Annotated in this window: 13 protein-coding genes; 11 read left to right on the forward strand and 2 right to left on the reverse strand. The window is 57.4% G+C overall.

The genetic code is table 11. The features are described 5' to 3' along the window. Positions 1 to 140 precede the first annotated feature (140 nt). The 7 genes from V6943_RS09450 to V6943_RS09480 all read left to right on the forward strand — a co-directional run bounded on the left by V6943_RS09450 (position 141) and on the right by V6943_RS09480 (position 6604). Complete coding sequence (locus V6943_RS09450) at positions 141 to 602, forward strand: outer membrane lipoprotein (RefSeq protein ID WP_131648232.1); 462 nt, start codon at positions 141 to 143, stop codon at positions 600 to 602. Positions 603 to 889: 287 nt separating this feature from the next. Continuing rightward, positions 890 to 3682 (forward strand): monovalent cation/H+ antiporter subunit A, encoded by a 2793-nt coding sequence (locus tag V6943_RS09455; protein ID WP_131648233.1) that lies wholly within the window; start codon positions 890 to 892, stop codon positions 3680 to 3682. Continuing rightward, a complete protein-coding gene (locus tag V6943_RS09460) occupies positions 3682 to 4011 on the forward strand; it encodes a Na+/H+ antiporter subunit C (protein ID WP_131648234.1) in 330 nt (109 codons plus the stop codon). The genes V6943_RS09455 and V6943_RS09460 overlap by 1 nt, the downstream gene beginning before the upstream one ends. Next, entirely contained in the window at positions 4008 to 5510 is a 1503-nt protein-coding gene (locus V6943_RS09465; RefSeq protein ID WP_131648235.1) for a monovalent cation/H+ antiporter subunit D, read from the forward strand. Before V6943_RS09460 ends, V6943_RS09465 begins: the two co-directional genes overlap by 4 nt. Continuing rightward, positions 5507 to 6001: a Na+/H+ antiporter subunit E gene (locus V6943_RS09470; RefSeq protein ID WP_197444528.1), complete on the forward strand. Its 495-nt coding sequence runs from the start codon at positions 5507 to 5509 to the stop codon at positions 5999 to 6001. The genes V6943_RS09465 and V6943_RS09470 overlap by 4 nt, the downstream gene beginning before the upstream one ends. After that, complete coding sequence (locus V6943_RS09475; protein WP_131648237.1) at positions 5995 to 6264, forward strand: K+/H+ antiporter subunit F; 270 nt, start codon at positions 5995 to 5997, stop codon at positions 6262 to 6264. The genes V6943_RS09470 and V6943_RS09475 overlap by 7 nt, the downstream gene beginning before the upstream one ends. A gap of 10 nt (positions 6265 to 6274) precedes the next feature. Next, positions 6275 to 6604, forward strand: coding sequence for a Na+/H+ antiporter subunit G (locus V6943_RS09480; RefSeq protein ID WP_131648238.1), 330 nt, complete (start codon positions 6275 to 6277; stop codon positions 6602 to 6604). Positions 6605 to 6687: 83 nt separating this feature from the next. Here the strand turns inward: V6943_RS09480 and V6943_RS09485 are convergent, their stop codons facing one another. Together V6943_RS09485 and map are read right to left on the reverse strand one after the other, a co-directional pair. After that, the gene (locus tag V6943_RS09485) at positions 6688 to 9390 is read right to left on the reverse strand and encodes a [protein-PII] uridylyltransferase (protein WP_181102688.1); all 2703 of its coding nucleotides are present in this window, start codon (positions 9388 to 9390) and stop codon (positions 6688 to 6690) included. Between the two features lie 37 nt (positions 9391 to 9427). Beyond that, on the reverse strand, positions 9428 to 10210 hold the full coding sequence (map, locus tag V6943_RS09490; RefSeq protein WP_131648240.1) for a type I methionyl aminopeptidase: 783 nt from the start codon (positions 10208 to 10210) through the stop codon (positions 9428 to 9430). A 288-nt stretch (positions 10211 to 10498) separates the two neighbouring features. Between map and rpsB the strand changes: the two genes are divergently transcribed. The 4 genes from rpsB (at position 10499) to frr (ending at position 13725) form a co-directional block, all read left to right on the forward strand. Further along, positions 10499 to 11239, forward strand: a complete 741-nt coding sequence (gene rpsB, locus V6943_RS09495; protein WP_131648241.1) for a 30S ribosomal protein S2 — start codon at positions 10499 to 10501, stop codon at positions 11237 to 11239. A 125-nt stretch (positions 11240 to 11364) separates the two neighbouring features. Then, entirely contained in the window at positions 11365 to 12234 is an 870-nt protein-coding gene (tsf, locus tag V6943_RS09500; RefSeq protein WP_131648242.1) for a translation elongation factor Ts, read from the forward strand. Positions 12235 to 12427: 193 nt separating this feature from the next. Then, entirely contained in the window at positions 12428 to 13171 is a 744-nt protein-coding gene (pyrH, locus tag V6943_RS09505) for a UMP kinase (RefSeq protein ID WP_131648243.1), read from the forward strand. Beyond that, entirely contained in the window at positions 13168 to 13725 is a 558-nt protein-coding gene (frr, locus tag V6943_RS09510) for a ribosome recycling factor (RefSeq protein WP_131648244.1), read from the forward strand. Before pyrH ends, frr begins: the two co-directional genes overlap by 4 nt. Positions 13726 to 13842: the final 117 nt, after the last annotated feature.

Raw genomic sequence — 13842 nt, forward strand, 5'->3', positions numbered from 1 at the left:
GGGGCGGGATCGCCTCGGGTAAAGTAAGGTCTTAGTTCAGGAATGCTGAGTAAGGTCGAGACCGCTGCCAAGTGTCTGTTCGTCGCAGGCACTCAGGCGATGCGGTCGGGAATGCCAACCCGTTTCGAGGAGAGTACTTCATGCGCAACTCCATCTTTGTTGCTTCGTTTACCGCCATAGCGCTGACCATCGGCGGTTGTACATCGAACCTCACCGGGGATTCCTATTCCCGCGACGAAGCACGAACGGTTCAGACCGTCCGTTACGGAACTATCGAATCACTACGTCCAGTCAAGCTCGAGGGCACCAAAACGCCTATCGGTAGCGGTGCGGGTGCCGTGGTGGGCGGTATTGCCGGCAGTGGCGTCGGCGGTGGCCGTGGCAGTGCGGTTGCAGCGGTAATCGGCGCGGTGGCAGGCGGCATGCTCGGCGCCGCGGCGGAGGAGGGCATCACCCGTGCACAGGGGGTTGAAATCACGGTACGGGAGGACGATGGGAACATGCGCGCCTATGTACAGGAAGTTGAGCCCAACCAAGTCTTTCGTGTCGGTCAGCGCGTACGCATCATGACGGTCAATGGCACGAGTCGCATTGCACCTTGAAGTAGGCAATCTGCTGTGGCTGAACGATCGCTGTCGCCGCGCATCGTGATTTTGCTATAAGCATGCCGGCCTGAAGCTATGCGCGTTGCGTGGGCTTTTAGCGCCCAAGCTGAGCAGCGTCTGGCTCGGTGTTGGGCTGCGCCTTTTGTTTTTCGAAATACTTGAGTCCATGACGTTGCTTCGACCGGTATGGATAATCGGCCCACACCGCCATGTCTCTTCGGGCTTAGATCCGTGACAGGGAACATAACTGCCGCGCGCATGCGCGGCTTAAGGGGTTTTTGCTCATGGCGCTTGCGCTGATAATCGCTCTGCCATTTTTAGGGATTTGTCTACCGCTACTGCTCGAACGTTTTGGTAGATCCGCCTGTGCGTTTGGTGCTGGGTTGGCTCCGTTGGCGGCTCTGGTTCTTCTGTTATCCAAACGTGCCGCTGTCTTTGGTGGCGAAATAGACGTACAGATGATGCCCTGGCTGCCAGAACTCGGGTTGAACCTGAGCCTGAGGCTCGACGGACTCGGCTTTTTGTTTGCGTTGCTGATTCTAGGCATTGGTCTGCTGGTCATCCTTTATGCGCGTTATTACCTATCCAAGCATGAGCCGATGGGGCGCTTTTATGGATTTTTCCTGCTTTTCATGGGTGCGATGCTCGGCGTGGTGCTGGCTGAAAACCTGTTGCTGATGCTGATGTTCTGGGAGCTGACCAGCCTCTCGTCGTTTCTCCTGATCGGCTTCTGGAATCATCGGACCGAAGCCCGTCAGGGCGCGCGCATGGCGTTGGCGGTGACTGGCGGGGGCGGGTTGGCGCTGCTGGCGGGCATCCTGCTGATCGGACATATCGTCGGTAGCTATGAGCTGACCACTGTGTTGGCTTCGGGCGACCTGATTCGGGCGCATTCGCTATATCCGCTGACGCTGATCCTGGTGCTGCTTGGGGTTTTCACCAAATCCGCACAGTTTCCGTTTCACTTCTGGCTGCCGCAGGCGATGGCGGCACCGACGCCAGTTTCGGCCTTTCTGCATTCGGCAACTATGGTCAAGGCCGGGGTGTTTCTGCTGGCGCGGCTGTATCCGGCACTTTCGGATTCGGAGTGGTGGTTCTATCTGGTCAGCTTGACCGGGCTGGCAACACTGTTGATCGGCGCGGTCATGGCGCTGTTCCAGCACGACCTCAAGGGCCTGCTTGCCTACTCGACCATCAGCCACCTGGGGTTGATCACTTTGCTGTTCGGTCTGGATTCGCGGCTGGGTGCAGTGGCGGCGATCTTCCACATCATCAACCACGCCACCTTCAAGGCGTCGCTGTTCATGGCTGCCGGCATCATCGACCATGAAACCGGGACCCGCGACATGCGGCGCATCAACGGCATGCTGAAATACATGCCGCACACGGCGGCGCTGGCGATGATCGCCTCGCTGGCCATGGCCGGGGTGCCCTTGCTCAATGGATTCCTCAGCAAGGAAATGTTTTTCGCCGAAACCCTCGACCAGCACCTGCTGGGCAGCTTCTATTGGACGATCCCGGCACTGGCGACCCTAGCAAGTGCTTTTTCGGTGGCTTATTCGCTGCGCTTCGTACATGACGTCTTCTTCAACGGCGAGCCGATCGACCTGCCTAAATATCCTCCACACGAACCGGCTCGCTACATGAAGATTCCGGTGGAGATTCTGGTACTGCTCTGCCTGTTGGTTGGAATGTTGCCGGCCTACACCGTAGCGCCGCTGCTGGCGGCTGCGGTTGCCGGAAGCCTGAATGGCCCGGTTCCTGAATACAGTCTGTCGATCTGGCACGGTTTCAACCTGCCGTTGCTGATGAGCTTTGTCGCGCTGGCGGGTGGATTGCTCATTTATTCGCTACGCAAGTGGGCGTTCCGCTGGTACGAGGGGCTTCCCCGAGTGGATTCGCTGCAGGTCTTCACGCGAGTGATCAGCGATCTTGCCGGGAGCGCGCGCTGGTTAACCGAGCGCTTGGAAACTGGCTCATTGCAACGCTATCTGATGCTGGTTCTATTTAGTTCCCTGTTGCTGGTGGTGTATGCCCTGACGCCATTGAAAGCGTTGAGCGGTCCGGTTGCGCTCACTCCGCCGGACGCTATCACTGTTTTTGGGATGCTGGTCCTTTGCCTGGCGTCGCTGCTGACGGTATTTTTCCACCGCCGGCGTCTGGTGGCGTTGATGGTACTGAGCGTCGTCGGCCTGATGGTAGCGCTGGCGTTCGCCCGCTACTCGGCACCCGACCTGGCGCTGACACAGCTTTCGGTCGAAGTGGTGACCATTATCTTGTTGATCTTGGCGCTGTTCTTCATGCCTGACCGCACGCCCACAGAGTCGAGCAGCCTGCGCAGCTTCCGTGATCTGGTTCTGGCCGGCAGCTTCGGCACCATGATCGCCTTGCTCGCTTATGCAGTGTTGACGCGTCCTTACGACAGCATCGCATCGTTCTTCCTAGAGAATAGCGTTTCCGGCGGCGGTGGAACCAACGTGGTCAATGTCATACTGGTCGACTTCCGCGGCTTCGACACCTTTGGGGAGATAGCGGTGCTGGCCATCGCTGCGGTGGGCATCTATGGGTTGCTCTATGGGCTGCATCTGCCTCATCCGCTTCGGGATTACCGTGGACGTTTATGGAGTACCGATAGTCATCCGATGGTTCTGGATACGCTGTCACGTACGCTGCTCCCGATGGCCTTGCTGATTTCTGTTTTCATCTTCCTGCGTGGCCACAACCTGCCGGGGGGAGGCTTCATTGCCGGCCTGATCACCGCAGTCGCACTAATCCTGCAATACATTTCACACGGTGTTATCTGGGCACAACAGCGGCAGCCGTTCAGCTACCACGGCATCGCGGGACTGGGTGTCCTGATCGCCGGGCTGACCGGGCTGGGTAGTTGGTTGTTCGGACGGCCGTTCCTGACCTCGGCTTTCGGTCATTTCCATCTTCCGCTGATTGGTGAGTTCGAGCTGGCTACGGCCATGCTGTTCGACCTGGGCGTGTATCTGACGGTGGTAGGCGCGACTTTGTTGATTTTGTCCAACATCGGCCACGTCAGTCAGGATCAATCGTGCAAGGAGGTGCTCTGATGGAAGCTGTACTGGCGATAACGCTGGGAGTCATGATGGCAAGTGGTGTGTACCTGCTGCTTCGCGCGCGAATATTTCCTGTGGTGATGGGGCTGACGCTAATTTCTTACGCGGTGAACTTGTTCATTTTCTCCATGGGTAGGCTTGCCACGGGCGTGCCGGCCGTAATAGGCAGAAGCGCCGAGTACGGTGATCCGCTTCCGCAGGCTCTGGTGCTAACCGCCATTGTCATCGGCTTCGCCATGACTGCGTTCATTGTGGTGCTGTCACTGCGCGGCCTGGGTGAGTTGCGCACCGACCATGTGGATGGCAGGGAGCCGCGCGAATGAATCATGCGTTGATCCTCCCGATCTTGCTTCCGCTGTTCGTCGGTAGTTTGTTGCTGCTGACCCACAGGCAGGCGTTGCCCTTCAAACGTCTGGTGTCTTTGCTGGCGACTTGGCTGCTGGTGCCGCTGGCCCTATGGCTTCTGCTACAGGCAAACACTGGCACTCTGTTCGTTTACCAGCTGGGAGATTGGCTGCCGCCGTTCGGCATCATATTGCTGCTCGACCGCCTGAGCGCACTGATGTTGCTGGTGACGGCGGTGCTTGCCGGTTTTGTAGTGCTTTACGCGTCGCGCGGTGATGATGAGCGCGGGCCGAATTTCCATGCGTTGTTTCAGTTCCAACTGGCCGGGATCAACGGTGCGTTTCTGACCGGTGATCTGTTCAACCTTTTCGTGTTCTTTGAAATTCTGCTGATTTCATCCTATGCGCTGTTGTTGCACGGCAATGGTGCCAAGCGCGTACAGGCCGGTATTCACTATGTCGTGCTGAATCTGCTGGGCTCAGCACTGTTCCTGGTTGGCGTCAGCATGCTTTATGGGCTCACCGGGACGCTGAACATGGCCGATCTGGCCATCCGAGTCGGTGCGGCTGAATCTGCCGATGCACCGCTTCTCGCGGCGGCGGGTTATCTGCTACTGGTGGTGTTCGGCCTCAAGGGTGCAATCCTGCCACTGTACTTTTGGCTTCCGCGTGCTTATGCATCAGCGACGGCACCGGTTGCGGCCCTGTTTGCGATCATGACCAAGCTCGGTCTCTATGCAATTGTCCGAGTATTCACGCTCATTTACGGCAGCGAAGCGGGCATCCTGAATAACATGGTGCTCGACTGGCTATGGCCATTGTCAATGCTCACGCTCGCAGCCGGCGTGCTGGGCGCGCTGGCAGCCCGTAACCTGCAGATACTCCTGTCTTATCTGGTGGTGGTTTCGGTGGGCACCCTACTGGCAGGTGTTGCACTGGGCACTGAACAAGGGCTGAGCGCTGCGCTTTATTACCTGCTGCACAGCACATTGGTGACAGGTGGTCTGTTCTTACTGGCGGATGTGATTGCTCGTCAGCGGGGCGAGATGGCGTCGGATCTGGTTTCGGCGCCAGCATTGAGGCAGCCTCTTATGCTGGGTGCGCTGTTTTTTGCCGGCGCGATTTCAGTCGCGGGATTGCCACCGTTTTCCGGTTTTTTGGGCAAGGTGATGCTGCTGCAGGCGGTCTCTCCCGGTAGCGGTGCCTCGCTGCTCTGGTCGGTGGTGCTGATTGGTGGGTTGGGTATGGTGATAGCGCTGAGCCGCGCTGGAAGTCTGGTTTTCTGGAGATCGGGCGAGGCGGCAGTCGTGGCCGTGCCAGCCGATTCGCTGCGCATGCTCGCAACCTTCGGGCTGTTGCTGGGTAGTGTGCTGCTGGTTATTGCCGCGCAACCGATCCAGGCCTACGTCCAGGCCACAGCCGCCCAGCTGTTCGACCTTGGGCCTTATCTGGAGATTATTCAGGGAGCTGGTGCATGAAGAAGTCCCGCCTGTTGCCGAATCCTGCTCTTACATTGTTGCTGACCGCGCTATGGCTTTTGCTTAACAACACCTTAGGAGTGGGCCATATCCTGCTGGGCCTCTTCCTTGGCTGGGCGATTCCGCTGCTGATCTCTGGTTTTCTGATTGAGGTGCCGCCTGTACGCAAGCCCGTCAAGCTGTGCCTGTTCATGCTGAAAGTGTTCTATGACATCGTCATCGCCAATATGCATGTGGCCAAGCTGGTACTTGGGCCAAGAGAGAACTTGCGGCCCGCATTCATCGAGGTGCCGATGGTGATCGAGAACGACTTCGTGCTGGCAATGTTGACGAGCATTATCTCGCTGACGCCTGGCACGGTGTCAGCCGGCCTTAGTGAGGACCACAAAGTATTGATTCTGCATGCGCTGGACGTACCCGATATCGAGACGCTGGTCGCTGATGTGAAGAGCAGCTACGAGGCGCCGCTGCTGGAGATTTTTGAATGCTAGCCTATGTAATTCCGCTTTGTATGGGCCTGTTGGGTGTGGCGGCTTTGCTCAATGTCATTCGTCTGATCAAGGGGCCGGACATGCCTGATCGGGTACTGGCGCTGGATACGCTGTACATTAACGGCCTGGCGCTGATCGTGCTGTTCGGTATCTGGCTGGCTTCCGATCTGTTCTTCGAAGCCGCACTGCTGATTGCGGTGATGGGATTCGTCAGTACCGTCGCGGTGGGCAAGCATTTGCTGCATGGCGACATCATCGATTGAGGGAAAGCGCATGCCGTTCTGGATTGAGTTGCTGGTCAGCGCCTGCCTGATCATCGGAAGTATCTTTGCATTGATCGGTGCGATAGGCCTGTATCGTCTACCCGATTTCTATACGCGCCTGCATGGGCCGACCAAGGCTACGACGCTCGGCGTTGGCGGCATCGTCATCGCCTCGATGATTTTCTTCAGCAGCAGGAACGACGGCCTGAGCCTGCATGAATTGCTGATCACCATGTTTCTCTTCATCACCGCTCCGGTCAGCGCGCACATACTGGCGAAGGCTGCCATGCAGCAGAAGCTGAGCTGCACCGAGCGAACCCGTGGCAAGCCTTGGGACTGAAGGCGTTATGCATTGAGTCCGGCCTCTGCGTAGGGCCTCGCTCTTTGTCGCGTGCTTGAGCTTTCATTTACTCAAGCGGCACGTCAGATGACGATGCTGCTTGGGGAGGGCTGGTGCTCATTTTCCTGGGACAGCTGCTTGATCATCGCCTGTTGTAGCTGAACGCAAAGTTTCAGATCCGATAGTGGCTGATTGTCTGCGTTGGTGACGAAGAACACGTCCTCGACGCGCTCGCCGAGCGTGGCGATCTTGGCGTTTTGCACGGACAGATCGAAGTCCTGGAACAGCTGGCCGATACGTGCCAGCAGGCCGGGGCGGTCGGGCGCAATCACTTCGATAATAGTCTGCGGGCGTTGCATATCGTTATGGATGGTGACCTGCGGCGGAAATGCAAAATGCTTCAGCTGACGAGGTACGCGCTTCTTGATGATCGTCAGGTAATCGTCCGGATTGCGCAGCGCATCGATCAGGCCTTGGCGGATTTCTTCGGTGCGCTTCGGATCGTTGCCGATAGGTGTGCCATCGGCATCCAGCACGATGTAGGTGTCCAGGGTGAACTGGCTGCTTGAAGTGATGATGCGGGCGTCGTGAATGTTCAGATTCAATTGATCCATAGCCGCTACGGTCACCGCGAAGAAGTCGTGTTGATCCGGTGCGTAAATGAAAATCTGCGTGCCGCCTTCGAACTCGCGCTGAGTGGTTTCCTTGATTAAAACCAGCGGACCGCCGTCGCTTGGGTGCTCGATGATGGCTTCGGTATGCCAGGCGACATCCGTGGAGCTGTGGCGCATGAAGTAATCGTCGCCCAGCTGCGACCACAGCTGTTCTGCGTCGTCGGGATCGGTGCCGTTGCGCACCAGGTTGTCGAGTGCGGCGCGCTGGGTCTGGCGAATCTGCTCTTCGCGACCTAGTGGGTTTTCCAGGCCACGTTTGAGGGCTCGTTTGGTTTCGGTATATAGCTGGCGCAGCAGACTGGCGCGCCAGGAATTCCAGAGGGTCGGGTTGGTTGCGTTGATGTCCGCCACCGTCAACACGTACAGGTAATCGAGGTGGGTCTCATCGCCGACCAGCTGGGCGAAATCATTGATGACCTGCGGGTCTGATAGGTCCTTGCGCTGAGCGGTGGTGGACATGACCAGATGGTTTTCTACCAGCCAGACCACCAAGCGTGTATCCCAGGCGGGAAGCTTGTGGCGCTCACAGAATGCCTGGGCGTCCACTGCGCCAAGTTCCGAATGGTCGCCGCCGCGGCCTTTAGCAATATCGTGATAAAGCCCTGCGATGTAGATGAGTTCAGGCTTGGGCAGACGCTCGACCAGCTTGCTGGCCAGCGGGTACTTCTCCGCCACGCCGGGCTTGCTGAGCTTGCGCAGGTATTTGATCACGTTGAGCGTGTGGGCATCGACCGTATAGATATGGAACAGGTCATGTTGCATCTGCCCGACGATATGGCCGAACTCGGGCAGATAACGCCCCAGGATGCCGTAGCGGTTCATTCGACGCAGGTTGCGGTGGATGCCTTCCTTGCACTTGAACAGCTCGACGAACAGGCTGGTGTTGCGAATGTCGCTGCGGAACTCGTCATCGATGAGGTGACGATGGTCACGCAACAGACGAATGGTTTCGGCCCGAACACCTTGAATTTCAGGGTGCTGCGCCAGTAGTACGAAGATTTCGAGAATCGCGAAGGGCCTGCGTTGAAACACCGAGTCGTCAGTTACTTCGAGATAACCGTCGCGTACCAGAAAGCGGCTATTGAGCGGTACGGCATCACCGCTGTCGCCTTCCCAAAGAATAACTTCCGCAAAGTGCTGCCCCACCAGATCGCTGAGCTCGGAAATGCTCATGACCACGCGGTAGTACTTTTGCATGAAGCGTTCGATCGCCAGCTTGGCGTCGCTATCCTTATAGCCGAGGAGGGCGGCGAGGCTGCGCTGATGGTCGAATAGCAGGCGATCCTCCGCGCGGCCAGCCAGCATGTGCAGCCCGTAACGGACACGCCAGATGAACTCCTGGCCGGAAACCAGCAATGCGAATTCACCTTCGGTCAAGAACCCCTGGTCCACGATCGCATTCAGGTTCAGGCTGCCGAACTGCCGGCGTGCGATCCACAGGATCGTCTGAATATCGCGCAACCCGCCAGGTGAGCCTTTGACGTTCGGCTCCAGGTTGTACTCGGTGTTGTTGTATTTGGAGTGGCGTGCCGCCTGCTCGTTACGCTTGGCGAGAAAGAATTCCTTGCTCGGCCACATTTCCGACGGGCTGGTGACCTTCAGCATGTTTTGCCGTAGGTGCTCGGGGCCGGCGATGGTGCGGCTTTCCATGAGATTGGTTATAACCGTCAGGTCCGCACGTGCCTCTTCGGCGCACTCCCGGACCGAGCGCACGCTCTGGCCGACCTCGAGCCCGATATCCCAGAGCAGGGTCAGAAGGCCTTCGATGGAATCACGAAATTTCTCGTGACTGTTATCTTCGAGCAGGATCAGCAAATCGATATCGGAATAGGGGTGTAGCTCGCCGCGGCCATAGCCCCCAACGGCAACCAGTGCGATTTCGGCATCGCTGCTCCAGTCGAAGCGGCCCCAGGCGGCCCTGAGGATCTGGTCCACGAACCATGCACGGTCTTCGATCAGACGGCGGATATCACGGCCAGCCAGGAAGCGTGCATCAAGCACTTCTCGCGCATTGCGAATGGCCTTTTTGAAGGCGGCGATGGGGCTGGCCTTGAGTGCCAGTTCTGCTTGGAACTGGCTGCGGTCGAATAACTCCGGATCAACCTGAGGCATGCCGCCGCCCTCCGTCAAACATCAAATCGGTAAGCAATCATGGCGATGTGCGAGCTATGGTGTCATCGCTGCGCAGTGTGAAAATTTCATAGCCGTCAGCGGTGACCACGATCGTGTGTTCCCATTGAGCGGACAGCTTGCGGTCCTTGGTGATGGCTGTCCAACCATCGCCGAGCAGGCGGGTTTCCGAACGGCCTTGATTGATCATTGGCTCGATCGTGAAGGTCATGCCTTCCTTAAGTTCAAGACCGGTTCCCGCGCGGCCATAGTGAAGCACCTGGGGTTCCTCGTGAAAAACCTTGCCGATGCCATGACCACAGTATTCACGGACCACGGAGAATCCATTTTTCTCGGCGTGCTTTTGGATCACTTCGCCAATATCGCCTAGACGCGTGCCGGGACGGACGATCTCGATACCTTTATAGAGGCACTCTTGAGTCACCTTGCACAGGCGCTCGGCCCATTCCGGCGCTTTGCCGACGATGAACATCCTGCTGGTGTCGCCGTGGTAACCATCCTTGATGACCGTGATGTCGATATTGAGAATGTCGCCATCCTTCAAAGGCTTGTCGTTGGGAATCCCATGACAGACCACGTGGTTGATCGAAGTGCAGATCGACTTAGGGAAGCCCTTGTAGTTGAGCGGGGCAGGTACGGCCTGCTGCACGTTGACGATATGGTCGTGACAGAGGCGATCCAGCTCGTCGGTGGTGACGCCCGGCTTGACGTGCTCGCCGATCATCTCGAGCACCTCGGCGGCGAGCCGCCCAGCAATGCGCATCTTCTCGATATCTTCGGGCGTCTTGATGGTGACAGTCATGCAAACCTCATTGGCGCCGGGGAGCGCTGCGAAAAACGAAAGCGCAAATGATAAACCAAATGAATGAGAAGCTGATAAAAGCGCTGGAGGCTAGAGGGCTCAACGAACAGGGCGCTCGAGAATTCCGTCTAGCCTTCCAGACTGTCTTTGTGCTATAAAACGCGCCGCTCAACGGGGAGGCCCGTTGCGCTTAACCCCACACACGTGTCGACACGGTATCCTGGGTGCTCGCAAGAGTTGGATATCGGGGCGCGTGGAGGCCTAACCCGACTTATCCGAGGAAGTATCATGACTCAAGTCACCATGCGCGACATGCTGAAGGCCGGTGTGCACTTCGGCCACCAGACCCGTTACTGGAACCCGAAAATGAACAAGTTCATCTTCGGTGCGCGCAACAAGATCCATATCATCAACCTCGAAAAAACCCTGCCGATGTTCAACGACGCGCTGCAGTTCGTTGAAAAGCTGGCTGCGGGCAAGAACAAAATTCTGTTCGTCGGCACTAAGCGTTCAGCTGGCAAGATCGTTCGCGAAGAAGCCGCTCGTTGTGGCTCGCCGTATGTCGATCATCGCTGGTTGGGCGGCATGCTGACCAACTACAAGACCATCCGTGCGTCGATCAAGCGCCTGCGCGAGCTGGAAGCCCAGTCCCAGGACGGTACTTTCGACAAGCTGACCAAGAAAGAAGCCCTGATGCGTACCCGTGATCTGGAAAAGCTGGATCGTAGCCTGGGTGGTATCAAGGACATGGGCGGTCTGCCGGACGCGATGTTCGTCGTTGACGTCGATCACGAGCGCATTGCCATTTCCGAAGCCAACAAGCTGGGCATTCCGGTTATCGGTATCGTCGATACCAACAGCAGCCCGGAAGGCGTCGACTACATCATTCCTGGTAATGACGATGCCATCCGTGCCGTGCAACTGTATCTGGGCTCCATGGCAGATGCTGTGCTGCGTGGCCGTCAGAATGGCGCCGGTGGTGCTGACGAGTTCGTCGAAGAAGCCGCCCCCGAGGCCGCTCAAGGCTGAGCACGCGGTCGCATAGCTGATACCCGTTGAACAGAAAGGGGGCTATGCCCCCTTTTTGCCAATCACGAATTGATCGCCCGAGTTAGAGGGCATGATCGAAAATCGAATCGAGAGGATTTGCGAACATGGCAGAGATCACTGCAGCCCTGGTTAAAGAACTGCGCGAGCGCACTGGCCAAGGCATGATGGATTGCAAAAAGGCACTCACCGCTGCCGGCGGCGACATCGAGAAAGCCATCGACGACATGCGTGCCGCTGGTGCCATCAAGGCCGCCAAGAAGGCGGGCAACATCGCCGCTGAAGGTTCCATTGCGGTCAAAGTCGCCGATGACAACAAGCGTGCCGTAATTATCGAAGTTAACTCGCAGACCGACTTCCTGGCTCTGCAGGACGACTTTAAGAATTTCGTAAGCAACAGCGTCGAGAAGGCCTTCGCCGAGAAGATGGTCGATGCAGCTCCGCTGATTGCCGCTCAGGAAACTGATCGTGAGGCGCTGGTTGCCAAGTGCGGCGAGAACGTCAATATTCGCCGTCTGACCACTGTTGAAGCTGATCTGGTTGGTTCCTATCTGCATGGCCATCGCATCGGCGTTCTGGTAGCCCTGAAGGGTGGTAACGTCGAGTTGGCTAAAGAAATTGCCATGCACGTCGCGGCCAGCAACCCTCAGTTCCTGGATCCGTCGCAGGTTTCCGAAGAGGCCGTTGCGAAGGAAAAGGAAATTTTCCTGGCGCTGAACGAAGATAAGATCAAGGGCAAGCCCGCCGAAATCGTCGAGAAGATGGTTGCCGGTCGCATCAGCAAGTTCCTTGCTGAAGCCAGTCTGGTCGAGCAGGCCTTTGTCAAAGATCCTGACGTCAAGGTTGGCGAGCTGGCGAAGAAAGCCGGTGCAGAGATCGTTTCCTTCGTCCGTTACGAAGTGGGCGAAGGCATCGAGCGTGCTGAAGTCGACTTCGCTGCTGAAGTTGCGGCTCAGGTAGCTGCCACTAAGCAATAAGACGCTTCTGCTGTCCTCGAAGAGGCTGCCCGCTCACGCGCGCGGCCTCTTCGTCAGACTGGAGGGTGGAAATGTTTTCTGCCGCGCTATAGTCAGCGCTGGCACCAACCCGTCATTGCGCTGTCATAGCGCAGATATTTTCTGGCAGTAGAGCCAGCTTAGTCATACAAACGCCGCAGGAGAGACAACGCCAATGGCTCAGCAGATGAGTGCACGCAATCCTCGCTATAAACGCATTCTGCTCAAATTAAGCGGCGAAGCCCTGATGGGTTCGGAAGACTTCGGCATTGATCCCAAGGTGCTTGATCGCATGGCCTTGGAAGTCGGGCAATTGGTAGGCATCGGCGTAGAGGTGGGTCTGGTCATCGGCGGCGGCAACCTGTTCCGTGGCGCCGCCCTTTCGGCAGCCGGTATGGATCGGGTAACCGGCGATCACATGGGAATGCTGGCAACGGTGATGAACTCGTTGGCCATGCGCGACGCTCTGGAACGCTCGAACATTCCCGCCTTGGTCATGTCGTCGATTTCCATGGTCGGTGTGACCGATCATTACGATCGTCGCAAGGCGATGCGCCATCTCAAAAGCGGCGAGGTGGTGATCTTCTCGGCCGGCACCGGCAATCCTTTCTTCACCACTGATTCGGCCGCCTGTCTGCGCGCTATCGAGATCCATGCTGATGTCGTGCTCAAGGCTACCAAGGTTGACGGCGTTTACACCGCTGATCCTTTCAAGGATCCGAATGCCGAGAAATTCGAGCAACTGACTTATGATGACGTGCTCGACCGCAAGCTGGGCGTCATGGATCTGACTGCCATCTGCCTATGCCGCGACCACAATATGCCGCTGCGAGTGTTCAACATGAACAAGCCCGGTGCCCTGCTCAATATCGTGCTCGGCGGCGCTGAAGGAACACTGATCGAGGAACAGAACCAATGATCAACGAGATCAAGCAAGACGCCCAGGAGCGTATGACGAAGACCCTGGAATCTCTGGGGCATGCATTCGCCAAGATCCGTACCGGCCGTGCTCACCCGAGCATCCTCGATAGCGTGATGGTGTCTTACTACGGCAGCGATACCCCGTTGCGTCAGGTTGCAAACGTGGTTGCCGAAGATTCCCGTACCTTGGCCCTGACCGTTTTCGACAAGAGCATGATTCAGGCCGTTGAGAAGGCCATCATGACCTCTGACCTGGGATTGAATCCCGCTACTGCCGGTACCACTATTCGCGTTCCGATGCCTGCGCTCACCGAGGAGACTCGTAAGGGTTATACCAAGCAGGCGCGTGCCGAAGCCGAGAACGCTCGTGTTGCGGTGCGTAATATCCGTCGCGATGCCATCGCGCAGTTCAAGGATTTGCTGAAAGAAAAGGAAATCAGCGAAGACGAAGATCGGCGGGCTCAGGACGACGTTCAAAAACTGACCGACAAGTATGTTGCGGAAATCGACAAGGCACTTGAAAGCAAGGAAAGCGACCTGATGGCCGTTTGATGGGCGGTACAGGACTTCGTCCGTATTGCTCGCGTCGGAGCGCGCGATCCGTCCAGGATTCTAAGCGCGAGGGGGATGTGCCCCAGGAATTGCCTTCGTCAGTTCCTCCCACTGTTC

It is taken from the genome of Pseudomonas sp. CBC3 (assembly GCF_037967085.1).
Classification (GTDB): Bacteria; Pseudomonadota; Gammaproteobacteria; order Pseudomonadales; family Pseudomonadaceae; genus Stutzerimonas.